General features: G+C 70.1%; 21 protein-coding genes, 2 tRNA genes and 1 pseudogene. 14 read left to right on the forward strand and 10 right to left on the reverse strand.

Translation table 11 applies throughout. From position 1 onward, the window contains the following. Positions 1-93: 93 nt before the first annotated feature. From rsmG to rpmH, 6 genes and pseudogenes are all read right to left on the reverse strand, one after another. Entirely contained in the window at positions 94-810 is a 717-nt protein-coding gene (gene rsmG, locus AB0D46_RS01100; RefSeq protein ID WP_362875135.1) for a 16S rRNA (guanine(527)-N(7))-methyltransferase RsmG, read from the reverse strand. A 116-nt stretch (positions 811-926) separates the two neighbouring features. Next, positions 927-1,439 carry a R3H domain-containing nucleic acid-binding protein gene (locus tag AB0D46_RS01105; protein ID WP_362875136.1) on the reverse strand — a complete coding sequence of 171 codons (513 nt, stop codon included), beginning with the start codon at positions 1,437-1,439 and terminating at the stop codon, positions 927-929. 15 nt (positions 1,440-1,454) lie between these two features. Beyond that, positions 1,455-2,561, reverse strand: coding sequence for a membrane protein insertase YidC (gene yidC / locus AB0D46_RS01110; protein ID WP_362875137.1), 1,107 nt, complete (start codon positions 2,559-2,561; stop codon positions 1,455-1,457). A gap of 30 nt (positions 2,562-2,591) precedes the next feature. After that, positions 2,592-2,846: pseudogene (gene yidD / locus AB0D46_RS01115) on the reverse strand (membrane protein insertion efficiency factor YidD); the annotation flags it as partial. Next, a complete protein-coding gene (gene rnpA, locus AB0D46_RS01120) occupies positions 2,843-3,217 on the reverse strand; it encodes a ribonuclease P protein component (RefSeq protein WP_362875138.1) in 375 nt (124 codons plus the stop codon). The gene rnpA and the pseudogene yidD, both read right to left, overlap by 4 nt. 21 nt (positions 3,218-3,238) lie before the next feature. Continuing rightward, positions 3,239-3,376, reverse strand: coding sequence for a 50S ribosomal protein L34 (gene rpmH, locus AB0D46_RS01125; RefSeq protein WP_008741645.1), 138 nt, complete (start codon positions 3,374-3,376; stop codon positions 3,239-3,241). A 358-nt stretch (positions 3,377-3,734) separates the two neighbouring features. Between rpmH and dnaA the strand changes: the two genes are divergently transcribed. The 11 genes from dnaA (at position 3,735) to AB0D46_RS01180 (ending at position 18,059) form a co-directional block, all read left to right on the forward strand. Continuing rightward, the gene (dnaA, locus tag AB0D46_RS01130; RefSeq protein ID WP_362875139.1) at positions 3,735-5,525 is read left to right on the forward strand and encodes a chromosomal replication initiator protein DnaA; all 1,791 of its coding nucleotides are present in this window, start codon (positions 3,735-3,737) and stop codon (positions 5,523-5,525) included. 863 nt (positions 5,526-6,388) lie between these two features. Next, positions 6,389-7,519 (forward strand): DNA polymerase III subunit beta, encoded by a 1,131-nt coding sequence (gene dnaN / locus AB0D46_RS01135; RefSeq protein ID WP_362875140.1) that lies wholly within the window; start codon positions 6,389-6,391, stop codon positions 7,517-7,519. Positions 7,520-7,702: 183 nt separating this feature from the next. Further along, a complete protein-coding gene (gnd, locus tag AB0D46_RS01140) occupies positions 7,703-8,617 on the forward strand; it encodes a phosphogluconate dehydrogenase (NAD(+)-dependent, decarboxylating) (RefSeq protein WP_362875460.1) in 915 nt (304 codons plus the stop codon). 78 nt (positions 8,618-8,695) lie between these two features. After that, positions 8,696-9,832: a DNA replication/repair protein RecF gene (recF, locus tag AB0D46_RS01145; RefSeq protein WP_362875141.1), complete on the forward strand. Its 1,137-nt coding sequence runs from the start codon at positions 8,696-8,698 to the stop codon at positions 9,830-9,832. Next, positions 9,829-10,356 (forward strand): DUF721 domain-containing protein, encoded by a 528-nt coding sequence (locus AB0D46_RS01150; protein WP_362875142.1) that lies wholly within the window; start codon positions 9,829-9,831, stop codon positions 10,354-10,356. The genes recF and AB0D46_RS01150 overlap by 4 nt, the downstream gene beginning before the upstream one ends. A 404-nt stretch (positions 10,357-10,760) precedes the next feature. Further along, positions 10,761-12,830: a DNA topoisomerase (ATP-hydrolyzing) subunit B gene (gene gyrB / locus AB0D46_RS01155; RefSeq protein WP_362875143.1), complete on the forward strand. Its 2,070-nt coding sequence runs from the start codon at positions 10,761-10,763 to the stop codon at positions 12,828-12,830. 40 nt (positions 12,831-12,870) lie between these two features. Then, positions 12,871-15,504 carry a DNA gyrase subunit A gene (gene gyrA, locus AB0D46_RS01160; RefSeq protein WP_362875144.1) on the forward strand — a complete coding sequence of 878 codons (2,634 nt, stop codon included), beginning with the start codon at positions 12,871-12,873 and terminating at the stop codon, positions 15,502-15,504. Between the two features lie 2 nt (positions 15,505-15,506). Continuing rightward, on the forward strand, positions 15,507-16,136 hold the full coding sequence (locus tag AB0D46_RS01165; RefSeq protein ID WP_362875145.1) for a DUF3566 domain-containing protein: 630 nt from the start codon (positions 15,507-15,509) through the stop codon (positions 16,134-16,136). Positions 16,137-16,254: 118 nt separating this feature from the next. Continuing rightward, positions 16,255-16,328: transfer RNA gene (locus tag AB0D46_RS01170), tRNA-Ile, on the forward strand. A gap of 157 nt (positions 16,329-16,485) precedes the next feature. Then, complete coding sequence (locus AB0D46_RS01175; RefSeq protein WP_208809277.1) at positions 16,486-16,620, forward strand: DLW-39 family protein; 135 nt, start codon at positions 16,486-16,488, stop codon at positions 16,618-16,620. 122 nt (positions 16,621-16,742) lie between these two features. After that, on the forward strand, positions 16,743-18,059 hold the full coding sequence (locus AB0D46_RS01180) for a hypothetical protein (RefSeq protein ID WP_362875147.1): 1,317 nt from the start codon (positions 16,743-16,745) through the stop codon (positions 18,057-18,059). 58 nt (positions 18,060-18,117) lie between these two features. Here AB0D46_RS01180 and AB0D46_RS01185 read toward each other — a convergent pair whose 3' ends face one another. Both AB0D46_RS01185 and AB0D46_RS01190 read right to left on the reverse strand, forming a co-directional pair. Further along, positions 18,118-19,491 (reverse strand): protein kinase, encoded by a 1,374-nt coding sequence (locus AB0D46_RS01185; RefSeq protein WP_362875148.1) that lies wholly within the window; start codon positions 19,489-19,491, stop codon positions 18,118-18,120. A 31-nt stretch (positions 19,492-19,522) separates the two neighbouring features. Continuing rightward, positions 19,523-20,071 (reverse strand): DNA-binding protein, encoded by a 549-nt coding sequence (locus AB0D46_RS01190; RefSeq protein WP_362875149.1) that lies wholly within the window; start codon positions 20,069-20,071, stop codon positions 19,523-19,525. A gap of 161 nt (positions 20,072-20,232) precedes the next feature. Here AB0D46_RS01190 and AB0D46_RS01195 point away from each other — a divergent pair. Continuing rightward, positions 20,233-20,305, forward strand: a tRNA-Ala gene (locus AB0D46_RS01195). A gap of 151 nt (positions 20,306-20,456) precedes the next feature. Here AB0D46_RS01195 and AB0D46_RS01200 read toward each other — a convergent pair. Continuing rightward, on the reverse strand, positions 20,457-21,902 hold the full coding sequence (locus AB0D46_RS01200) for an MFS transporter (RefSeq protein ID WP_362875150.1): 1,446 nt from the start codon (positions 21,900-21,902) through the stop codon (positions 20,457-20,459). Positions 21,903-22,027: 125 nt separating this feature from the next. Between AB0D46_RS01200 and AB0D46_RS01205 the strand changes: the two genes are divergently transcribed. Both AB0D46_RS01205 and AB0D46_RS01210 read left to right on the forward strand, forming a co-directional pair. After that, complete coding sequence (locus AB0D46_RS01205) at positions 22,028-22,507, forward strand: MarR family transcriptional regulator (protein WP_362875151.1); 480 nt, start codon at positions 22,028-22,030, stop codon at positions 22,505-22,507. Positions 22,508-22,620: 113 nt separating this feature from the next. After that, the gene (locus AB0D46_RS01210) at positions 22,621-23,205 is read left to right on the forward strand and encodes a LysM domain-containing protein (RefSeq protein ID WP_362875152.1); all 585 of its coding nucleotides are present in this window, start codon (positions 22,621-22,623) and stop codon (positions 23,203-23,205) included. A 109-nt stretch (positions 23,206-23,314) separates the two neighbouring features. On the opposite strand, the gene AB0D46_RS01215 is transcribed toward AB0D46_RS01210, so the two are convergent. Then, a complete protein-coding gene (locus AB0D46_RS01215; RefSeq protein ID WP_362875154.1) occupies positions 23,315-24,043 on the reverse strand; it encodes a DUF5324 family protein in 729 nt (242 codons plus the stop codon). Positions 24,044-24,158: the final 115 nt, after the last annotated feature.

Genomic DNA, 24,158 nt, shown 5'->3' on the forward strand with positions numbered 1-24,158 from the left:
GGCCGTCACGACACTCCGCAATCCCGACCTATAGAGCCCAACACGCCCGAAATCCCCGACCGCGCCCCCCTTATGGAAGGGCCTTGGCAACACTCAGCGGCGCCGGCGCGTCCTGCTCGTCCGCGCGGCCTTGGCCCGCTTGGCCGCGAACCTCACCCCGCCCGGGCTTTCTCCGACCTCGACGCGCACGACCGTGGACAGGGGATCCACGATGCCCTCGCCGACGTGGAGCACCGAGGTCTTCACCACGCCGAGCTTGGCCAGCGCGACCTTGGCCGCCACCAGCTCCTCGTCCGCCGTGTCGCCCTTGAGCGCCAGCATCTCGCCGTACGGACGCAGCAGCGGAACGCCCCAGCCCGCCAGGCGGTCCAGGGGCGCCACCGCGCGGGCCGTCACCACGTGCACCGGCTGGACCTTGCCGAGCATCTCCTCGGCCCGTCCGCGCACCACCGTCACGTGGTCCAGCCCCAGCAGCTCCACGGCTTCCTGGAGGAAGTTCGTGCGGCGGAGCAGGGGCTCCAACAGGGTGATCTTGAGGTCCCGGCGGACCAGGGCGAGCGGGATGCCGGGCAGACCCGCGCCCGAGCCCACGTCGCAGACGGTGACGCCCTCGGGCACCACCTCCGACAGGACCGCGCAGTTCAGCAGGTGCCGTTCCCACAACCGGGGCACCTCGCGCGGTCCGATCAGACCGCGCTGAACTCCTGCGTCCGCCAGCAGCTCCGCATACCGCACAGCTTCCGGGAAAAACTCACCGAACACCGCGCGCGCCTCTTCAGGCGCCGGGGGAAGCTCAGCTGCCTCCGTCACGGGGACCGTCCTTCCGTACAGAACCGCTCACGCCAAAACCGTGTCGTTCAACTGTCAGGCTTACAAACATCGGCCCCGCCTGCGACACAGACGGGGCCGACCACATGATGTTCCGGTCAGGCCGGGAGCACAACGACGAAGCGCTGCGGCTCCTCGCCCTCGGACTCGCTCTTGAGACCGGCGGCCGCCACGGCGTCGTGGACGACCTTGCGCTCGAACGGGGTCATCGGAGCCAACTTCAGCGGCTCGCCCGATCCCTTCACGTCCGCTGCGGCCTGGGCACCCAGGGCCGTGAGCTCCTCGCGCTTCTTCGCCCGGAAGCCGGCGATGTCCAGCATCAGCCGGCTCCGGTCCCCGGTCTCCCGGTGCACGGCCAGGCGCGTCAGCTCCTGCAGAGCCTCCAGGACCTCGCCGTCGCGGCCCACGAGCTTCTGCAGGTCGCGGCCGGAGGAGTCACTGACGATGGAGACCGCGGCCCGGTCGGCCTCGACGTCCATGTCGATGTCGCCGTCCAGGTCGGCGATGTCCAGCAGACCCTCAAGGTAGTCGGCCGCGATCTCACCCTCCTGCTCCAGGCGGGTCAGGGTGTCGCCACTCTCAGCGGCGGCGGTGGTGGTGCCTTCCGTCACGGGAGGGACTCCTTCTTACTTCTTGGAGGGCTTGCTGGGGGGCGTCTGACGCTTCGCCTTCGTCTGCCGCTTCGGCTGCTGCCGCTTGGTCGCGACACCGCCGCTCGCCGCATCCGCGTCCGCGGTGGCCTCAGTACTCGTGATCACGGAGCCGTCCGCCTGCGCGGCCATGCCCTGCTTGGTGAGCGCGGTGATGAACTTCCGCTCGTTGTCGTTGCGCTCCGGGCCCTTGGCCACGATCGCCGCGACGATCTTCTTCTTGCTCCGGCCCCTGACGGCGCCGTGCGCACTGACCCGCTTCAGCAGACGGGTCAGGTACTCGTCCTGTGCCTTGCTGCCCGGCGTCGGGTTCTGGTTGATCACGTACATCTGCTGGCCCATGGTCCACACGTTCGTGGTCAGCCAGTAGACGAGGACACCGACGGGGAAGTTGATGCCCATGACCGCGAAGATCACCGGGAAGATGTACATGAGCATCTTCTGCTGCTGCATGAACGGCGTCTTGACCGAGAGGTCGACGTTCTTCTGCATCAGCTGGCGCTGCGTGTAGAACTGCGACAGCGACATCATGATGATCATGACCGCTGTGACGATGCGCACATCGGTGATCGAGGCGTCCAGGCCGGCGACCTTCTCGGCGCTGTCCATGAACTTCGCGGCCAGCGGGGCACCGAAGATGTGCGCCTGGCGGGCGCTCGCCAGCAGCGGACCGTCGATGTAGCCGATCTCTTTGCCGTTGGCGATGCTCGCCAGCACGTGGTACAGCGCGAAGAAGAACGGGGACTGCGCCAGGATGGGAAGGCACGAGGAGAGCGGGTTGGTGCCCGTCTCCTTGTACAGCTTCATCATCTCTTCGGACTGACGCTGCTTGTCGTTCTTGTAGCGCTCCTGGATCGCCTTCATCTTCGGCTGGAGCGCCTGCATGCCACGGGTCGCCTTGATCTGCTTCACGAAGAGCGGGATCAGGCAGATACGGATCAGGACCACCAGGGACACGATGGACAGGCCCCAGGCCCACCCACTGTCCGGACCGAAGATCGCGCCGTACAGCGAGTGGAACTGCACGATGATCCACGACACGGGTGTGGTGATAAAGCTGAACAGACTGGCAATCGTGTCCACTAATCAGGCTCCTTGAGCATTGCGAGATCTACGCAACGCACTGCGCAGCTGCTCGTGCCAACGCGGGCGTTTCCGGGGTGGGACATGATCCACACCACCCGGGGACCACGGATTGCACCGCAGGATCCGCCAGGCGGTCAGAACCGTCCCCTTCACCGCACCATGCCGGTCGATGGCCGCGAACCCGTAGTGCGAGCACGAGGGGTAATAGCGGCACACCGGCCCGAGCAGCGGACTGATCGTCCACTGGTACAGCTTGATCAAAGCGAGCAGCGGGTACTTCATCGAGCGACGCCTCCCAGCAGCCGCGCCAAGGCGGCGTCCAGGTCGCGGGCCAGCTCGTCATGGCCGGCATCGCCCGATCCGGGCAGGGCCCGCACTACCACCAGGCTACCGGCGGGCAGCTGGGCCAGCCGATCGCGGACAAGATGGCGCAGACGACGCTTCACCCGGTTACGGACGACCGCGACGCCGACGGCCTTGCTGACGACGAAACCCGCACGCGGCGAGGGATGGATCTCCCCCGGCGCGTGCGGGTCCGTTGCACCGCTTGTTCTTAGGTGGACGACGAGGAGCGGGCGTCCTGCCCGCCGACCCCGGCGCACCGCGCTCGCGAAGTCCTCACGCCGCCTCAGCCGATTTTCGGGAGACAGCACGACGTCACGACCTGCGCGTTGTTACGCGGAAAGGGCGGCGCGGCCCTTGCCACGACGGTTCGCGAGGATCGCGCGACCGGCACGGGTACGCATCCGCAGGCGGAAGCCGTGGGTCTTGGCACGACGGCGGTTGTTCGGCTGGAAGGTGCGCTTGCTCACTCGGGGGCTCCAGAGAATGAATCGTTATGGCGGTACATCGCCTGGCTGTCACCGTGCGCCCACGAGGAACTCGCGTGTTCGCCCGAGTGGACACCGCTAAATGATCACTGACGTGACCTTCGCCCATCGGTAGGCAGGCGGCAGCAGCCATCGACAATTCGACCTCGTCACGGTACGCGCGGCTACGCCATCCGGTCAAACCGAGCTCGTCTGACGCACACTGTGCACAGGCTGTGGACAACGACTTGAACCGTGGCCATCGGCCTGACTACCGTTGCCCGATCCCTGTTTTTTGTCCCGACCGTCCCAAAGAACCACACCTTCGTGGGACGGGACCCCCTGTGAGAGAGCGTGCTCTGTGGCTGACGTACCCGCCGATCTTGCCGCAGTGTGGCCACGCGTGCTCGAGAAGCTGCTCGGCGAGGGTCAGCAAGGCATCGAGCCCAAGGACAAGCAGTGGGTCGAACGATGCCAGCCGCTGGCCCTGGTCGCCGACACCGCGTTGCTCGCCGTCCCCAACGAGTGGGGCAAGCGCGTCCTCGAAGGCCGCCTCGCCCCGCTGATCAGCGACGCGCTGAGCCGTGAGTGCGGCCGGCCCATCCGCATCGCCATCACCGTCGACGACTCCGCGGGCGAGCCCGCGCCGTCCTCCCCGCCCTCCGCGCAGCGCGAGGGCTACGAGCCGTACGGCGGCCAGCGCCCCGGCGGTCACACCGGTCACACCGGCCCGGGCGACGACCTCCCCACCGCCCGCCCCGCCTATCCGGACTACCAGCAGCAGCGGCCGGAGCCCGGCGCCTGGCCCCGCGGCGGTCAGCAGGACGACTACGGCTGGCAGCAGCAGCGGCTCGGCGGCTTCCCCGAGCGCGACCCGTACGCCTCCCCCCAGCCGGGCTACCTCCAGCAGCCCGAACCCGGCGGCTACGACCAGGGCTCCTACGAGCAGTCCAAGTACGGGGACCAGTCCTCCTACGAACAGCAGAAGTACGAACAGCAGAAGTACGGGAACCAGAAGTACGAGAGCCAGCAGTACGAGCAGCCCTCGCCGCGCCCGGCGCCCGGCCGCCCCGCGCCGCCGCCGTCCCCGTCCGGCGGGTCCACGGGGCCCCTGGAGCCGACCGCACGACTGAACCCGAAGTACCTCTTCGACACCTTCGTCATCGGTGCCTCCAACCGCTTCGCGCACGCCGCCGCGGTGGCCGTCGCCGAGGCGCCCGCGAAGGCGTACAACCCCCTCTTCATCTACGGGGAGTCGGGCCTCGGCAAGACGCACCTGCTGCACGCCATCGGGCACTACGCGCGGAGCCTCTACCCCGGCACCCGGGTGCGGTACGTGAGCTCGGAGGAGTTCACCAACGAGTTCATCAACTCCATCCGCGACGGCAAGGGCGACGCCTTCCGCAAGCGCTACCGCGAGATGGACATCCTGCTGGTCGACGACATCCAGTTCCTCGCGAGCAAGGAGTCGACGCAGGAGGAGTTCTTCCACACCTTCAATACGCTGCACAACGCCAACAAGCAGATCGTGCTGTCCTCGGACCGGCCGCCCAAGCAGCTCGTCACCCTTGAGGACCGGCTCCGCAACCGCTTCGAGTGGGGTCTGATCACCGACGTCCAGCCGCCCGAGCTGGAGACCCGCATCGCGATCCTGCGCAAGAAGGCCGTCCAGGAGCAGCTCAACGCCCCGCCGGAGGTACTGGAGTTCATCGCCTCCCGCATCTCGCGCAACATCCGCGAGCTGGAGGGGGCGCTGATCCGGGTGACGGCGTTCGCGAGCCTCAACCGGCAGCCGGTCGACCTCGGGCTGACCGAGGACGTGCTCAAGAACCTGATCCCGGGCGGCGAGGACAGCGCGCCCGAGATCACCGCCTCCGACATCATGGCCGCCACCGCCGACTACTTCGGGCTGACCGTGGACGACCTGTGCGGCTCCTCCCGGAGCCGGGTGCTGGTCACCGCGCGGCAGATCGCCATGTACCTGTGCCGGGAGCTGACGGACCTGTCGCTGCCCAAGATCGGGGCCCAGTTCGGCGGTCGGGACCACACCACCGTCATGCACGCGGACCGCAAGATCCGGGCCCTGATGGCGGAACGACGGTCCATCTACAACCAGGTCACGGAGCTCACCAACCGCATCAAGAACGCCTGACGCGGGCTCCGGGCAGCCGTGCCGGGCCCTTCACACGCGAGAACAGGGGCGCTTCCGGGCCGAACCGGGGGCGCCCTTTTCCGATCGCGCGCCCCTGCTCTGTTCGAATACGCCCCCTGCAGAGCAACTCATCCACAGATTGGCCGACTTTCTTCCGTCCACAGCCTGAGGACAGTTTCCGCCGCCCACAATCTGTCCACAGGACCGCAGGTTGAGGGCCCATCAGGGCAGGTCAGCCACCTGTGGAATTGTGCGCAAGCCCGATCCACAGCCTGTGGACAAAAAATTCATCCACAGGCTCATCCACGGCTTCGTCCACCGCCGGCCCACAGGTTCCCGCACCCTGTGCACAGGTTCCCCAGGGTTCTCCACACCGTTGTCCACTGTTCGGCAACGCGGCACCTCCCGTCACCGCCCCGAGTGAAAGCGGTCACACGGACGTCGACGTTTGGGCTGTGGAGTACTGGGGAAAAGCTGGGGACGCACCTGTGGAGTAGTGAGGGTCGTCTGGGGACGGCCTGTGCAGAAGTTTTCGTTCTCCACAGGGACACCGTGTTGTCCACCGGTGCCGCCCACAGGGTGTGGGGATAAAAAACCGGGGTTGACCTGGGAAAACGGGCTTATCCACCGTTTCCACAGGCCCTACTACTACCCCCATGGAGAGTTAGCCCGGTTTCGGTTTTCAAGCAGGTCCTGTGCACAACTCGTCGATCGAGCTCGCCGCCGCCTCGTCCCCGACTTGACCGCCGGCCGCACCGACTGTCGGCGCCGTACGTCAGACTGGTCCCCGGCAACCGGTCGAGGCACCGACGAGCCGACGACGAGGCCGGCAGACGAGCGAGCAACAGCAGGAGGCGGTTCCGGTGAAGATCCGGGTGGAGCGCGACGTACTCGCAGAGGCGGTGGCCTGGGCTGCCCGCAGCCTCCCGGCCCGGCCGCCGGTGCCGGTACTCGCGGGCCTGCTGCTGAAGGCCGAGGAGGGAAAGCTGTCCCTCTCCGGCTTCGACTACGAGGTCTCGGCCCGGGTCTCCGTCGAGGCCGACGTCGAGGAGGACGGCACCGTCCTGGTGTCCGGCCGCCTGCTCGCCGACATCTGCCGTGCCCTGCCGAACCGGCCGGTGGAGATTTCCACAGACGGTGTACGGGCGACCGTGGTCTGCGGCTCCTCGCGGTTCACCCTCCACACCCTGCCCGTGGAGGAGTACCCGGCGCTGCCGCAGATGCCGACCGCGACCGGCACCGTGCCCGGTGAGGTCTTCGCCTCCGCCGCCGCCCAGGTCGCCATCGCCGCCGGTCGTGACGACACGCTGCCCGTGCTGACCGGTGTCCGCATCGAGATCGAGGGCGACCGCGTCACCCTCGCCTCCACCGACCGCTACCGCTTCGCGGTCCGCGAGTTCCTGTGGAAGCCGGAGAACCCGGACGCCTCCGCCGTGGCCCTGGTGCCCGCGAAGACCCTCCTGGACACCGCCAAGTCCCTCACCAGTGGCGACACCGTCACGCTGGCGCTCTCGGGCTCCGGCGCGGGCGAGGGCCTCATCGGCTTCGAGGGCGCCGGCCGCCGCACCACCACCCGGCTGCTCGAAGGCGACCTGCCGAAGTACCGCACCCTCTTCCCGACGGAGTTCAACTCCATCGCGGTGATCGAGACCGCCCCGTTCGTCGAGGCCGTCAAGCGCGTCGCCCTCGTCGCCGAGCGCAACACCCCGGTCCGGCTGAGCTTCGAGCAGGGCGTGCTGATCCTCGAAGCCGGTTCCAGCGACGACGCACAGGCTGTGGAGCGCGTCGACGCGAAGCTGGACGGCGACGACATCTCGATCGCCTTCAACCCGACCTTCCTGCTGGACGGCCTCAGCGCGATCGACTCGCCGGTCGCGCAGCTGAGCTTCACCACCTCGACCAAGCCGGCGCTGCTCAGCGGCCGCCCCGCGGTCGACGCGGAGGCCGACGAGGCCTACAAGTACCTGATCATGCCGGTGCGCCTGTCCGGCTGACGTCGTGCCCTTCGGGCCCGTTCCCGCAGGCCGCGGGGCCGGGCCCGACGGCGTCCACAGGACGGGCTCCGGGGAGTCCAGAACGCCTGGGAACTCCCTGGACGGACGCCACGGCCCGTGGGGCCGCCGTGCACGCCCCGGCGTAGGCTCGGATCCGGTGGGTGACCCGGTGCGCCGGGGAGCCTGCGGCAACGACGGCCACAACGCGTAAGGAACCAGTTGATGGAGCTTGGTCTCGTCGGTCTCGGCAAGATGGGCGGCAACATGCGCGAGCGCATCCGCCGCGCAGGCCACACCGTCATCGGATACGACCGCAACCCGGACCTCGCGGATGTCCACACCCTGCGGGAACTTGTGGACAGCCTGCAGGCCCCCCGCGTGGTGTGGGTGATGGTCCCCGCCGGTGCGGCGACCCAGTCCACCGTCGACGAGCTGGGCGAGCTGCTCTCGCCCGGCGACATCGTCGTGGACGGCGGCAACTCGCGCTGGACGGACGACGAGAAGCACGCCGAGGAGCTGAAGGCCAAGGGCATCGGCTTCGTCGACTGCGGCGTCTCCGGCGGCGTCTGGGGCCTGGAGAACGGCTACGCGCTCATGTACGGCGGCGACGAGAAGCACGTCGCGGCCGTCCAGCCGGTGTTCGACGCCCTCAAGCCCGAAGGTGACTTCGGCGCCGTGCACGCGGGCAAGGTCGGCGCGGGCCACTTCGCGAAGATGGTCCACAACGGCATCGAGTACGCCATGATGCAGGCCTACGCCGAGGGCTGGGAGCTCCTGGAGAAGGTCGACTCGGTCACCGACGTCCGCGAGGTGTTCCGGTCCTGGCAGGAGGGCACGGTCATCCGTTCCTGGCTGCTGGACCTCGCCGTCAACGCGCTGGACGAGGACGAGCACCTGGAGCAGCTGCGCGGTTTCGCGCAGGACTCGGGCGAGGGCCGCTGGACGGTCGAGGCGGCCATCGACAACGCGGTGCCGCTGCCGGCGATCACCGCCTCGCTGTTCGCGCGGTTCGCGTCCCGCCAGGACGACTCCCCGCAGATGAAGATGATCGCCGCGCTGCGCAACCAGTTCGGCGGCCACGCGGTCGAGAAGAAGTAGCACCACCAGCACCCGTACCGAAGAGCACCAAGAGCACGAACAGCACCACAGCAGGAAGCCGGGGGAGGTCGGCGCATCATGCACGTATCGCATCTCTCCCTGGCAGATTTCCGCTCGTACGCCCGGGCCGAGGTACCCCTCGGTCCGGGCGTCACGGCTTTCGTGGGTCCCAACGGGCAGGGCAAGACGAACCTCGTCGAGGCCATCGGCTACCTCGCCACGCTCGGCAGCCACCGGGTCTCCTCGGACGCGCCCCTCGTCCGGATGGGCGCGGAACGCGCCGTCATCCGGGCAGCCGTCACCCAGGGCGAGCGGCAACAGCTCGTGGAGCTGGAGCTGAACCCGGGCCGCGCCAACCGCGCCCGCATCAACCGGTCCTCGCAGGTCAGGCCCCGGGACGTACTGGGAATCGTACGGACCGTGCTGTTCGCCCCCGAGGACCTCGCGCTGGTCAAGGGCGACCCCGGCGAGCGCCGCCGGTTCCTGGACGACCTGGTCACCGCCCGGTCGCCGCGGATGGCGGCCGTCCGCTCCGACTACGAGCGGGTGCTCAAACAGCGCAACACCCTCCTGAAATCCGCGGCGATGGCCCGCCGGCACGGCGGCCGCTCCATGGACCTGTCCACCCTCGACGTGTGGGACCAGCACCTGGCCCGCGTCGGCGCGGAGCTGCTGGCCCAGCGGCTCGACCTGATCGGGACGCTGCTGCCGCTCGCCGACAAGGCCTACGAACAGCTCGCGCCCGGCGGCGGCCCCCTCGGGCTGAGCTACAGGTCCTCGGCCGGCGAACCCGTCGACAGCGGCGACGCGCGCACCCGCGAGGCGCTCCACGAGGTCCTGCTGGCCGCGCTGACCGGGGTCCGCAAGCAGGAGATCGAGCGCGGCGTCACCCTCGTGGGCCCGCACCGCGACGACGTCCTGCTGCGCCTCGGCGAGCTGCCCGCCAAGGGCTACGCCAGCCACGGCGAGTCCTGGTCGTACGCGCTGGCGCTGCGGCTGGCCTCCTACGAGCTGCTGCGCTCGGAGGGCGCCGAGCCGGTGCTGGTCCTCGACGACGTGTTCGCGGAGCTGGACACCCGGCGCCGCGAGCGGCTCGCGGAGCTGGTCGCTCCCGGCGAGCAGGTCCTGGTGACGGCGGCGGTGGACGACGACGTGCCGTCGGTCCTGACGGGGACCCGCTTCGCGGTCTCCGGCGGCGAGGTGACCCGACTGTGAACGCCGGCGGGCAGGAGGAGCGCAGGACCCCGGAACCCTCCGGGGTCGACCTGGCGCGCCAGGCCCTCGCCGCCGCCCGGGAGCAGGCCCGGGCCCGGGGCAACGCGGTCAGCGGCAAGAAGCGCCCGTACCAACCCGGGCTGCGCTCGGGCGCCCGGGCGGACGGTCGGGACCCGATGCCGCTGATGGCCGCGCTGGACCGGCTGCGCACGGAGCGCGGCTGGGAGATGCCGATGGCGGTGGCCGGGGTGATGGAGCGCTGGCCCGAGATCGTCGGCCCGGAGATCGCGGCGCACTGCGTGCCGGAGCGCTACGAGGACCGCGAGCTGGCCGTGCGCTGCGATTCCTCGGCGTGGGCGGCACAGCTGAAGCTGTTGGCCCCGCAGCTGGTGGCGCGGCTCAACGGTGACCTCGGTCAGGGCACCGTCCGGTTGATCAAGGTGCAGGGGCCGGCCGGCCGGCCGAAGGGGTACGGACCCTGGCGCAGCCCGGGCAGTCGGGGCCCGGGCGACACGTACGGGTGAGCCGGCGCCGCGGGGCGCCTCCCGCCCGCCCCTCCCCGAAGCCGTCGTTCCCTTGGGAGCGGCGGCTTCCGGCCTGTCGCGGCCCGGCCGCGGCGGGGCCGGCGGGACCCGGTCGCGGGTGGTGTCCCTCACGGTAGTCGCGGGTTGACAGCCCGAAGCTCTGGATGCCCGTGTGAGCCACTTTGAGCCCCTCCCCGGATATGGGGAGTCGGAGAGAGGAGGTTCAGGGCGGCACATGCGTACTCAGGTACCGGCAAACCCCCATTCATGTCAGTGGTACCGGTAGACTGGAGACAATCCCGCCCGGTTGCGGGATCACCAGTCGAGTACCGGTGACAAACGCTGACAACGCAGATCGACGCAGCCGCTCCTGCTTGCATGCCTGCTGGCCCGGAGTACGGCCTGTGCTGTGCCAGAAAGGGCGCTTCGTGGCCGATTCCGGCAACTCCAACGACAAGAACGAGTCCACCGCCGGCGGCGAGGTCGCCGAGGCCGGTGGATCTTCGTATACCGGAAGCAACATCCAGGTCCTGGAGGGCCTGGACGCGGTCCGCAAGCGGCCCGGCATGTACATCGGATCGACGGGTGAGCGCGGCCTGCACCACCTCGTCTACGAGGTGGTCGACAACTCCGTCGACGAGGCGCTGGCCGGGCACGCGGACACCATCGACGTGACGATCCTGCCCGACGGCGGGGTCAGGGTCATCGACAACGGCCGAGGCATCCCGGTCGACATCGTCCCCTCCGAGGGCAAGCCGGCCCTGGAGGTCGTGCTGACCGTCCTGCACGCGGGCGGCAAGTTCGGCGGCGGCGGCTACGCCGTCTCCGGTGGTCTGCACGGCGTCGGCGTCTCCGTCGTGAACGCCCTGTCGACGAAGGTCGCGGTCGAGGTCAGGCGCGACGGCTTCCGCTGGACCCAGGACTACAAGCTCGGCGCCCCGACGGCCGCCCTCGCCAAGAACGAGGAGACCGAGGAGCACGGCACCTCGGTCACCTTCTGGGCCGACCCCGACATCTTCGAGACGACCGAGTACTCCTTCGAGACGCTCTCGCGGCGCTTCCAGGAGATGGCCTTCCTCAACAAGGGCCTGACCCTGTCGCTGACCGACGAGCGCGAGTCGGCGAAGGCCACGGTCGGCGCGGACGACCCCGACGCGGACATCGCCGAGCCCCCCGCGCGCACGGTGAAGTACTACTACGAGGGCGGCATCGTCGACTTCGTGAAGTACCTCAACTCGCGCAAGGGCGAGCTGATCCACCCGACCGTCATCGACGTCGAGGCCGAGGACAAGGAGCGCATGCTCTCGGTCCAGATCGCGATGCAGTGGAACTCGCAGTACACCGAGGGCGTCTACTCCTTCGCGAACACGATCCACACGCACGAGGGCGGCACCCACGAAGAGGGCTTCCGCGCGGCGCTGACCGGCCTGGTCAACCGCTACGCGCGGGAGAAGAAGCTGCTCCGCGAGAAGGACGACAACCTCGCCGGCGAGGACATCCGCGAGGGTCTGACGGCGATCATCTCGGTGAAGCTGGGCGAGCCGCAGTTCGAGGGCCAGACGAAGACCAAGCTGGGCAACACGGAGGCGAAGACCTTCGTGCAGAAGGTCGTGCACGAGCACCTGAACGACTGGTTCGACCGCAACCCGGTCGAGGCCTCGGACATCATCCGCAAGTCGATCCAGGCGGCCACCGCGCGCGTCGCGGCCCGCAAGGCCCGCGACCTGACGCGCCGCAAGGGTCTGCTGGAGAGCGCCTCGCTGCCGGGCAAGCTGTCCGACTGCCAGTCGAACGACCCGACCAAGTGCGAGATCTTCATCGTCGAGGGTGACTCCGCCGGCGGTAGCGCGAAGTCCGGCCGCAACCCGATGTACCAGGCCATCCTGCCGATCCGCGGCAAGATCCTGAACGTCGAGAAGGCCCGGATCGACAAGATCCTCCAGAACACCGAGGTCCAGGCGCTGATCAGTGCCTTCGGTACCGGTGTGCACGAGGACTTCGACATCGAGAAGCTCCGCTATCACAAGATCATCCTGATGGCGGACGCCGACGTCGACGGCCAGCACATCAACACCCTGCTGCTGACCTTCCTGTTCCGCTTCATGCGGCCGCTGGTCGAGGCCGGGCACGTGTACCTCTCGCGCCCGCCGCTCTACAAGATCAAGTGGGGCCGCGACGACTTCGAGTACGCGTACTCGGACCGCGAGCGCGACGCCCTGGTCGAGCTCGGCAAGCAGAACGGCAAGCGGATCAGGGAAGACTCGATCCAGCGCTTCAAGGGTCTGGGCGAGATGAACGCCGAGGAGCTGCGCGTCACCACCATGGACGTCGACCACCGCGTGCTCGGCCAGGTCACCCTGGACGACGCGGCGCAGGCCGACGACCTGTTCTCGGTGCTGATGGGAGAGGACGTCGAGGCCCGACGCTCCTTCATCCAGCGCAACGCCAAGGACGTTCGGTTCCTCGACATCTGAGTCGGCTCTCATGACCGCCTGAAAGGACTTCTGACCAGCAATGGCCGACGAAACCACCCAGCCCGCCAAGAACACCGAGAATTCCGCGGAGGAGCAGCCCGTGCTGCGGATCGAGCCCGTCGGGCTCGAGACGGAGATGCAGCGCTCCTACCTCGACTACGCGATGTCCGTCATCGTCTCCCGCGCCCTGCCCGACGTCCGGGACGGCCTGAAGCCGGTCCACCGGCGCGTGCTGTACGCGATGTACGACGGCGGCTACCGACCCGAGAAGGGCTTCTACAAGTGCGCCCGCGTCGTCGGTGACGTCATGGGCACGTACCACCCGCACGGCGACTCCTCGATCTACGACGCGCTGGTCCGCCTGGCCCAGCCGTGGTCGCTGCGCATGCCGCTCGTGGACTCCAACGGCAACTTCGGCTCCCCGGGCAACGACCCGGCGGCCGCGATGCGCTACACCGAGTGCAAGCTCATGCCGCTGGCCATGGAGATGCTCCGGGACATCGACGAGGAGACCGTCGACTTCACGGACAACTACGACGGCCGCAACCAGGAGCCGACGGTCCTGCCGGCGCGCTTCCCGAACCTGCTGGTCAACGGCTCCGCGGGCATCGCGGTCGGCATGGCGACCAACATCCCGCCGCACAACCTCCGCGAGGTCGCGGCCGGTGCCCAGTGGGCGCTGGAGCACCCGGAGTCCTCGCACGAGGAGCTCCAGGACGCGCTGATCGAGCGGATCAAGGGCCCGGACTTCCCGTCCGGTGCCCTGGTCGTGGGCCGCAAGGGCATCGAGGAGGCGTACCGCACCGGGCGCGGCTCCATCACGATGCGCGCGGTGGTCGAGGTCGAGGAGATCCAGAACCGCCAGTGCCTGGTGGTCACGGAGCTCCCGTACCAGACCAACCCCGACAACCTCGCGCAGAAGATCGCCGACCTGGTGAAGGACGGCCGGGTCGGCGGCATCGCCGACGTCCGCGACGAGACCTCGTCCCGGACCGGCCAGCGCCTGGTGATCGTCCTGAAGCGGGACGCGGTCGCCAAGGTCGTGCTGAACAACCTCTACAAGCACACCGACCTGCAGTCGAACTTCAGCGCCAACATGCTGGCCCTGGTGGACGGCGTGCCGCGCACCCTGTCGATCGACGCCTTCATCCGCCACTGGGTGCAGCACCAGATCGAGGTCATCGTCCGGCGCACGCGCTTCCGCCTGCGCAAGGCGGAGGAGCGCGCGCACATCCTGCGCGGTCTGCTGAAGGCCCTGGACGCCATCGACGAGGTCATCGCCCTCATCCGGCGCAGCAACACCGTCGAGATCGCGCGCGAGGGCCTGATGGGCCTCCTGGAGATCGACGAGATCCAGGCCAACGCGATCCTCGAAATGCAGCTGCGGCGCCTGGCGGCCCTGGAGCGGCAGAAGATCGTCGCCGAGCACGACGAGCTCCAGTCGAAGATCAACGAGTACAACGCGATCCTGGCCTCCGAGGAGCGCCAGCGGCAGATCGTCAGCGAGGAACTCGCGGTCATCGTCGAGAAGTTCGGCGACGACCGGCGTTCCAAGCTGGTGCCCTTCGACGGCGACATGTCCATGGAGGACCTGATCGCCGAAGAGGACATCGTCGTCACGATCACGCACGGCGGCTACGTCAAGCGCACCAAGACCGAGGACTACCGCTCGCAGAAGCGCGGCGGCAAGGGCGTGCGCGGCACGAAGCTCAAGCAGGACGACCTGGTCGACCACTTCTTCGTCTCGACCACGCACCACTGGCTGCTGTTCTTCACGAACAAGGGCCGCGTCTACCGGTCCAAGGCGTACGAGCTGCCGGACGCCGGCCGCGACGCCCGCGGTCAGCACGTGGCGAACCTGCTGGCCTTCCAGCCGGACGAGAAGATCGCCCAGATCCTCGCGATCCGCGACTACGAGGCGGCGCCCTACCTGATCCTGGCCACCAAGGGCGGCCTGGTGAAGAAGACGGCGCTCAAGGACTACGACTCGCCCCGATCGGGTGGCGTCATCGCGATCAACCTCCGCGAGACGGAGAGCGGCGCCGACGACGAGCTGATCGGCGCCGAGTTGGTGTCCGCCGAGGACGACCTGCTGCTCATCAGCAAGAAGGCGCAGTCGATCCGCTTCACCGCGACCGACGACGCGCTGCGTCCGATGGGCCGCGCGACCTCGGGCGTGAAGGGCATGAGCTTCCGCGGAAGCGATGAGCTGCTGTCGATGAGCGTGGTCCGGCCGGGTACGTTCGTCTTCACCGCGACCGACGGCGGCTACGCCAAGCGGACGCCGGTCGACGAGTACCGCGTCCAAGGACGTGGTGGTCTGGGCATCAAGGCAGCGAAGATCGTCGAGGACCGCGGGTCGCTCGTCGGCGCGCTGGTGGTCGACGAAACGGACGAGATTCTCGCCATCACGCTCAGCGGTGGTGTGATTCGCACGCGAGTCAACGAAGTCAGGGAGACCGGCCGTGACACCATGGGCGTCCAGCTGATCAACCTGGGCAAGCGCGATGCCGTGGTGGGCATCGCTCGTAACGCCGAGGCGGGTCAGGAAGCTGATGAGGCCGATGACATCGAGTCGGACATCGACTCGGACATCGAGGCCGGGGCAGCCGACGGACAGGCCGCCGAGGCCGCCGAGGGCACGGAGCCCTCGGCAGGGGAGCACGAGGAGTAAGCGTGAGTGGAGCCACGGGCGCCGGACCGGCCAAAACTGGAGCGAACGGTGCCCGTGGCCCCGCCGCGGACTCCCAGGGGGGAACCGTGACGGACACCCGAGAACCTAAGTCGAAGGCTCAGTCCAAGGCCCAGCCGAAGGCACCGACGGACAAGGGCCAGGACCGTGACGGCCAGCCGTACCAGCCCCCGCAGGCCTACGCGGCGCCGGCGGGCCCCGGTGCGCAGCGCGGAGCCCGGCCGGGAGTCCGTACGGCACCGAGGACGCGCAAGGCGCGGCTGAGGGTCGCCAAGGCGGACCCGTGGTCGGTGATGAAGGTCAGTTTCCTGCTGTCGATCGCGCTGGGCGTGTGCACGATCGTGGCGGCGGCCGTGCTGTGGATGGTCATGGATGCCATGGGCATCTTCTCGACCGTCGGCGGCACGATCAGCGAGGCGACCGGATCGAACGAGAGCAACGGGTTCGACCTCCAGTCGTTCCTGTCGCTGCCGCGGGTGCTGATCTTCACGTCGGTCATCTCGGTGATCGACGTGGTGCTGATGACGGCACTGGCCACGCTGGGCTCGTTCATCTACAACCTGTCGGCGGGCTTCGTGGGCGGCGTGGAACTCACGCTGGCCGAGGACGAATGACCTGCTGATCGACCCACTGACTGACCTGCGGGGAAGCCCGCGGGGAGGCCGGCGGGAACGGATTTTGGCTCGACCCGCTCCGTGCGCTAATCTTCAGGAGTCAGCGCGCGGCGCGGATGGGGCTATAGCTCAGTTGGTTAGAGCGCATCCCTGATAAGGATGAGGCCACAGGTTCAAATCCTGTTAGCCCCACAGTGAAGAAGGACCCCCGGGCCTCGGCCCGGGGGTCCTTCTTCGTTGGGTCGGTGGAGGGGTCGGGTGTCGGCCGACGGGCACCGGTCGGATATCGGTCGGTGTGTATTGTTGGCGGCCAGAAGTCCCCAACGTCAACGAAGGACGAGGTCGCGCGGTGAAGAAGCTGCTCCTGGTCGCACTGGCCGCCATCGGCGGGCTCCTCGTGTACCGCCAGATCCAGGCGGATCGCGCCGAGCAGGACCTGTGGACGGAGGCAACTGACTCCGTGCCCTCTGGTTCCGGTGTGTGAGACCCACGGTTGATCTCATGAAGCCCCGGCTGCCGCTGCTGCCGGGGCTTCGTGCTGCGCTGTGAGCAATTGTTCCAGTATGCAAAGTTTTGACTTGCGTGAGCAAACTCGGGGTGGGCTTGATGGTGCGCGTGCGGAAGACGCTGCTGGCCGGGGCGACGGCCCTCGGGTTGCTGGCCTGGCTGCCGGGAGCCGCGTACGCGGCCGGCCCCGGATCCCCGCCGCCGCTGCCGCAGTACCGACCGGCTGACGGCGCCACCCCCGTCGCGGGCAAGCCCTCCACGGCGGACGCCCCGCTGCTCGACGTCGGCGCGGTCTACGAGGACACCCTCGCGCCCGGCGAACGCGTCTACCGGCTCGGCCTCGACAGCACCTCCACCGTGTACGTCTCCGCGGTGCTGCGCCCGCCCGCCGGCGCCAAGGTGGGCTACAGCGACGGGTTGGAGGTCGAGGTCATGACCGCCGGCGGCAAGGCCTGTCCCGCCAACCCCGGCCGGATCTCCTTCGGTTACGACGCGGTGCCCATCGCGGCGGTCGGCTCCCGGCGGCTGGAGGAGGACGCCGACTGCCAGGCCGGGGGGACCTACTACGCGAAGCTCACCCGGTCCGCGGCGAAGGACTCCGACCGGGCCGCGTGGCCGGTGGAGATCCGGGTCCAGCGCGAGCCGGCGCCCGTCGCCGGGACCGCGCCGAGCGCCGCCGCCAGTGTCTGGCCCTCGGCGGCGCCGACGCTGCCCGGTACGGACCCCGTCGCCCGTAGCGGCGGCACCGGCTTCAACGACGCCCGGGCGCTGGACTCCGGGGTGTGGCGCGACGACCTGCGGCCCGGGCAGACGCGCTTCTACCGGGTGCCGCTGGACTGGGGGCAACAGCTGGGGGTCGGCGCGGAGATCGCGGCGGCCAGGATGACGAAGCAGTACGGCTCCGCCTCCAACGGGCTCACCGTGTCGCTGTACACGCCCTACCGCGCCCTCGTGCACTCCGAGGACACCTCCTACGACGGCAAGCAGGCGGCCGTCACGCTGCCGAAGACCGCGCCGGTGGCGTACGAGAACCGTTTCGCAGACGGCGCCGAGCAGCGGCCCGTGCGGCTGGCCGGCTGGTACTACCTCGCCGTCACGATGGGCGGCAAGGTGGGGGAGTTCACCGAGGACGCCACACCGGTGCCGCTGACGCTGCGGCTGGAGGTGACGGGTACCCCGGGCTCGGGACCCGCGTACAAGGAGAGCCTCACCGCGGCCGGGTTCGGGGTCGGCGGCGCCGACCGGACCGCCGCGAAGGAGGGGCTCACCGCTCCCGAGGCCGCCGCGGCCGAGGGCGACCGCTCCGTGATGCGGATCGTGGCGGGCGCGGGCTTCGGGACCGGGACGGTACTGCTCCTGGTGCTCGGCGCGTGGACGCTGCTGGCGCGGCGGGGCGGGGCGCGCAGGGCGGTCTGAGGGCGGCCGTACGGGCACCGGGGTGCCGGTGCCGGTGTCCGGTGTCCGGCGCCCGGGGTCAGACCTGGGTGAGGGCCCAGATGCCCAGGGCGAAGCAGAGCAGCGCCGCCGTGAGGATGCCGGCGGTGACCTTCGTCGGAGGCGGGGCGATGCCGCTCCGGCGGGCCGGTACGGGGGCCGGGTGCGGGGTGGTGGCCGGCTCGGCCGGCGAGCCCGGGTGGACCGGCGGCGGCAGGTGGAAGCTGCCCGTCTCCGAGGGCCCGTAGCCGGGCGGGGGTCCGAAGCCGGCGGTGGCGGCGACCGGGGGCGTACCGCGCGGATCGTCGGCCCGGGTGGGCGCGCCGCCGAAGGAGCCCGCCGTCGGGGCCGTGGCGGGGCCCGGATCGGCCGTGGGGCCCGCTGCGGAGCCGGGGGGAGTGGCGGGCGCGGCGTACGGCTCCGGCGCGGCCAGGGGGCCCGTGGGGGCTGCGGGGGCCGTGGTGCCGGTGGGGTCGGTGCTCGTGACGCCGGCGGGGGGCTGGGGGGCCTGGCCCGACTGGGAGGTCCGGGGGGTCCGGGGGCCCTGGGGGTCGAAACCGGCCGGGAGCGGGCCGAGTTGGTCGAACACCTCCACCGGGTCCGACTCGGGGGAGGGCGCCGGCAGCAGCTCGACGGCTCCGGCGAGGGCCTTGCGGGCCCCCGTGGCCGTCCGGAACCGCGTCTGGGGGTCGGGTTGCAGGAGGTTCGCGATGACGTCCCACAGCGGCACGGGGACGCCCTCGGGGGCGTCCGGGGTGCCGTGGGCCAGGAAGTGTTCGACCAGGGCCTGGGAATCGGGCTTGCGGCCCCGCAACAGGTACAGGGCGACCAGTCCGACCGCGTAGAGGTCGGCGGGGAAGTCGGGTTCGGCACCCATGAGTTGTTCCGGGGCGAAGTAACCCGGCGTGCCGACCACGTAGTTGGTCTCGGTCAGCCGGGGCTCGCCCTTGCGCATCGAGATGCCGAAGTCGGACAGCCGCAGGTGCGGCCGCCCGGTTCCGGTGGCCTCCATCAGGATGTTGGCCGGTTTGATGTCGCGGTGGACGACGCCCTCCGCGTGCACCGCCGCCAGCCCCGACAGGAGCTGGTCGAGCAGCGCGCACACGAAGCGGGGCGGCAACGGGCCGTAGTCCCCGATCACATGGGCGAGGGAGCCGCCGCCGACGAGGTCCATGGTGAACAGGACCTTGTCGTCGTCCGCCGCCCAGCTGGCGGGGGCCAGCACGTGCGGGTGGTCGATGCGCAGCGCCTGCTCGCGCACGAACCGCAGCAGGGTGTGGGCGTCGCTCTGCAGCAACACCTTCGCGGCGACGTAGCGGCGCCGCCGGTGGTCCCATGCCCGCCAGACGGCGCCCGCACCACCGCGTCCGATCGGATCGACCAGTTCGTACCGGCCGGCGAAGACCTCACCCATCGCTGTGCCCGTCCCCCGTCATCGTCGTGCGTCAGTTCTGGTGGGCCTCGTAGTGGGCCACCGCCTCCGCGGTGCGGCCCGCGCCGTACACCCGGAGGAACTCTGCCAGTTCCGGATGGCTGGGGGCGAGGGTGTCCGCCGCGTCGATGATGTCGCCGGCCGCCGAGACCGAGCGCAGCAGCGACTGGATCTCGCGGACGACGCGCTTGACGGTCGGAGCCCCGGAACTCGTCGTGGTCTGACCGCTGTTGCTGAGGACGGAGCCTCCCTGGGTGTTCTTGATCTCGTCCATCCGGTCCGTGGCCTCCGCCGCGCTGACGCTTCCGTCCGCCACCTGGCCGGCGAGGTCCTGGAGGGCCTGGACCCGCTGGACGACGGCCGGATTGCCGATCTTGGCGCGCTGGCCGCTCATCAGCTGGGACAGCATCGGCGCCGACAGGCCGAGGACGGCAGCGAGGCGGGCCTGGTTGAGTCCGAGGTCATCTATGAGCCGTCGGAACAGCGCGCCCAGCGGCTCCCCGTACCAACTGCGCTGAAGCTCCCTGGCTCTGGCCGTGGCCTCTTGCTGTACTGCGTCCACTCTTACTACTCCCCTTCGCTGGTGCGAACCTCGCGAGCATCTTACGGAGCGTGCTCGCGGGGCGGGAGTCCCTATCATTTTGCGGGATGAGGGGGTACACCGGGTACTCTGTCCTGCGGAACGACCTCTCCCTTCCGGGGGAGCGGCGCGTACCCCCTCACGGGGCCTTAGCTCAGTTGGTAGAGCGCTGCCTTTGCAAGGCAGATGTCAGGAGTTCGAATCTCCTAGGCTCCACGTGTAAAAGGTCCCCTGACCTGCGGAAACGCTGGTCAGGGGACCTTTTTTCGTACGGCGACCCCGGGCGGCTCCGGGCTCGTACGGGCCGAACGGGGCCTGGTTGCGGCCCTGTTCAGTGGCCCTGTTCGGGGGCGGCGCCGAGCGGGGCTCAGGAGCGTCGGTCCGTGCGCAGGAGGCCGGCCGCGAGGGCCGTGGCGACGATCAGCAGGCCGGCGCCGACGGCGAAGCCGAGGTGGTAGCCACCGGTCAGGGCTTCGGCGGGGCCGTGTCCGGAGGCCGTCAGGGCCTCGGTGCGGGAGGCGGCCAGGGTGGAGAGGACGGCGACCCCGAGGGCCATGCCGATCTGCTGGGTGGTGTTGAACAGACCCGACGCGAGGCCGGCGTCCTCCTCGCCCGCGCCGGACATCCCCAGGGTGGTGAGCGCCGGCAGGGCCAGGCCGAAGCCGGAGGCCAGCAGCATCACCGGCAGCAGGTCGGTGACGTAGTCGGCGTCGACCGGGAGTCGGGTGAGCAGGGCGAGTCCGACGACGAGCAGGGCGAGCCCCGCGAGCAGGACGGCCCGCTCGCCGAAGCGGGCGTTCAGTCGCGCCGAGACGCCGAGGGACACGGCGCCGATGGCCAGGGCGGCGGGCAGCATCGCGAGGCCGGTCTCGGCCGCGCCGTAGCCCTGGACCCGCTGGAGGTGGAGGGCGACCAGGATCTGGAAGGAGAAGAGCGCGGCCACCATCAGCATCTGCACCAGGTTCGCACCGGTCACGGTGCGGGAGCGGAAGATCCGCAACGGCATCAGCGGGTTCGCGGTCCTGGCCTGGCGCACGACGAAGCCGGCCAGCAGGGCGGCCGCGAGGGCCCCGAGCCCGAGGGTGTGCGCGGAGGTCCAGCCGTACTCCTCGACCTTGACGACGGCGTAGATCCCCGTCATCAGCCCCGAGGTGACCAGCACGGCGCCCAGTACGTCGGCTCCGGCGCGCAGCCCCAGGCCCCGTACGGAGGGCAGCGCGGGCAGGGCCAGGGCGAGCGCGGCGGCCCCGATGGGCAGGTTGATGAAGAAGATCCAGTGCCAGTCGAGGGCGTCGGTGAGCACTCCGCCGAGGACCTGGCCGAGCGAGGCCCCGGCCGCTCCGGTGAAGGAGAAGACGGCGATGGCCCGGGCGCGTTCGCGGGGTTCGGTGAAGAGGGTGACCAGGATGCCGAGGCTCACGGCGGAGGCCATGGCACTGCCCACGCCCTGCAGGAAGCGGGCGGCGATCAGCATCCCGGGGGAGGTCGCGAAGCCGGCGAGCAGGGACGCGACGGTGAAGACGGCGGTGCCGGCGAGGAACATCCGCTTGCGGCCCATCAGGTCGCCGAGCCGGCCGGCCAGCAGCAGGAGACTGCCGAAGGCGATCAGGTAGGCGTTCACGACCCAGCTGAGGCCGGCGGGGGTGAAGCCCAGGTCGCTCTGGATGGCGGGCATCGCCACCGTGACGATGCTGCCGTCGAGGATCGTCATCAGCATGCCGGTGGAGAGCACGGCGAGGGCGGTCCAGCGGGAGCGGAGGCCGCCGGCGGGTGGGGCGGCGGGGGTGGTGCGGGCGTCGATGGCGGTGGGCATCGGTCTCTCCAGTCGGGACGGGGCGCGGGGTGTGCGGGGCGGTGCGGCGCTCGGCGAATGATGTGACCGTAACAGATAGTTTCGTTGCAGACTATATTTTTCGGATCGAGTTGTACCCTGGATCCATGACAGCGATGGCGCCCACCCGGACCGAGCCCGACCTCTCCTTCCTCCTGGACCACACCAGCCACGTCCTGCGCACCCGCATGGCCGCTGCCCTGGACGAGATCGGCCTCACCGCCCGGATGCACTGCGTCCTGGTGCACGCGCTGGAGGAGGAGCGCACCCAGATCCAGCTCGCGGAGATCGGGGACATGGACAAGACGACGATGGTCGTCACCGTCGACGCCCTGGAGCAGGCCGGACTGGCCGAGCGCAGGCCCTCCGCCACCGACCGCCGGGCCCGGGTCATCGCGGTCACCGAGCGGGGTGCCGCCGTCGCCGCCGAGAGCACCCGGATCGTCGACCGGGTGCATTCCGAGGCCCTCGGGTCCCTCTCCGCGACCGACCGCGAAGCCCTCGTGCGCGGGCTGAAGCTGCTCGTCGGGGGCTCCCTGGGCACCCCGTCGGAGAGCCCGCGGCCGGCCCGCCGGGCCCGTCAGTAAGGGCCCGCGGGTGTCCCCCGTACGGCCCAGTCGCAGGGCCGCCGGGCCCGGGGTGTCCGAGAGTGGGGGCAGGCACCGAGCCAGGGGGCCACACACGCCGGAGGCGCACGCACATGGGACTCTTCGATTTCCTGAAGTCCGACAAGAAGAAGGAACACGAGGCGGAGAAGACGCGGGAACAGGTGGAACAACGGTCCGCGGCGGCTTCCCCGCCCGCGGCGCCCAACGCGCCGGCCGACATCGGATCCAAGTACACCGACGCGGCGGCGGCCACCAAGGCGGCCGCCGACCGAATGGCCGCGGCCGCGCCGCCGAAGCCGGCCGCGACGCACGCCGCGCCCGGCCCGACGTCCGCCGCGCACAAGGCGGTGCCCGTGGCGCCACGGCCCCCGGGCACGCCCAAGTCCGCCGCGGCGCCGCCCAGGAGCACCGCGCCCGGGGCCCCCGCGGCGCCCAGCCCGACCTCGGCCGCGCACAAGGCCGTTCCGGTGTCTCCCAAGCCCGCGGCCGCGCCCAAGCCGGCGGCGGCGAAGAAGCGCACCTACACGGTCCGGGCCGGGGACTCGCTGTCCGCCATCGCCCGCCGCGAGCTCGGCAACGAGGGCCGCTGGCGCGAGCTCTACGCCATGAACCGGGGCGTCGTCGGCCCCAACCCGGACCTCATCCACCCGGGCATGGTGCTCACCCTCCCGGGCTGATGCCGTGACGCGCGAAGGGGCCCGGATCCTGGTGGATCCGGGCCCCTTCGCGTACCGCCGTTCCTCGGAGCCGCTCCCGTGCGGGGGCCGCTGCCGTCGGAACCGTTCGTCAGAGCTGCTTGTTGGGGGTGCCCTCCGGGTCGGCCCCCGCCTCGCGCTCCTTCTGCGCCAGTTCCTCGTCGAAAGCGGCCGGGTCGGCGTCGCGGTCCGACAGCTCAGTGGCCGCCGGGGGCTCCACGAGCCAGTCCGGGTTGGACTGGCGGTCCCACCACTTCCAGGCGGCGAAGGCGCCCAGTGCCACGACGCCGAACAGGGCGACGCCGCGCGCCGCCCGACCGCACTTCGCGCGCCGTTCGTGGCGGCGCACCAGCTTCTGGACCTCCTTCGCCGACACCTGGCCGCGCAGCGCCGCGAAGGCGGCCGTGGACCGGGAAGCGGCCTCCTCCGCCACGGGCGTGGCGGCCGCGATGGCGCTCTCGATCCTCGGCTGGGTGTAGTCGGCGGCCTGCCGCGCCGCGTGGCGCGTGGAGACCACGGCCTGCGTCGCGGCCCGGTCCACGCCCGGCGGTACGTGGGTGCGCGCCTGCTTCAGGCGTGGATGCACATGGCTGTCGTACGTCGTACGGGCCTGCCGGGCGGCCTCGTTGGCCGCGTTCGACATGATCGGCGCCAGTCGCTCATTCGCCTCGTGTGCGTAGTGCACAGCCGCGTCCTTGGCGGTTTCCGCGTACGGCGCCACCACTTCCGCTGCGTGCCGGACGGTATCCCTGGCGCTTTCGGCGGCCAGGCGCACGCTGTCCTTGCGGGTCACGGGATTCTCCTCCTCGGTGGCGGACACGGTTCACCTTTCCACCCTTGCTCGGATCATGCCTGCCCTGACGCCGCCGGGCATGTGTGACAGGGCATACGGGTGGAGGATTTCTGTACGGCACTGCCCTCCGTGGGAGGATCGG

Origin of the sequence: Streptomyces sp. NPDC048383 (assembly GCF_040651775.1) — a bacterium.
Classification (GTDB): domain Bacteria; phylum Actinomycetota; class Actinomycetes; order Streptomycetales; family Streptomycetaceae; genus Streptomyces.

Coding starts and splice junctions, on each gene's coding strand:
- AB0D46_RS01200 (WP_362875150.1), bottom strand. CDS start 21,902: ATGCCCACCGCCATCGACGCCCGCACCACCCCCGCCGCCCCACCCGCC.
- AB0D46_RS01210 (WP_362875152.1), top strand. CDS start 22,621: ATGGGACTCTTCGATTTCCTGAAGTCCGACAAGAAGAAGGAACACGAG.
- AB0D46_RS01180 (WP_362875147.1), top strand. CDS start 16,743: ATGGTGCGCGTGCGGAAGACGCTGCTGGCCGGGGCGACGGCCCTCGGG.
- AB0D46_RS01205 (WP_362875151.1), top strand. CDS start 22,028: ATGACAGCGATGGCGCCCACCCGGACCGAGCCCGACCTCTCCTTCCTC.
- recF (WP_362875141.1), top strand. CDS start 8,696: ATGCACGTATCGCATCTCTCCCTGGCAGATTTCCGCTCGTACGCCCGG.
- gyrA (WP_362875144.1), top strand. CDS start 12,871: ATGGCCGACGAAACCACCCAGCCCGCCAAGAACACCGAGAATTCCGCG.
- AB0D46_RS01185 (WP_362875148.1), bottom strand. CDS start 19,491: ATGGGTGAGGTCTTCGCCGGCCGGTACGAACTGGTCGATCCGATCGGA.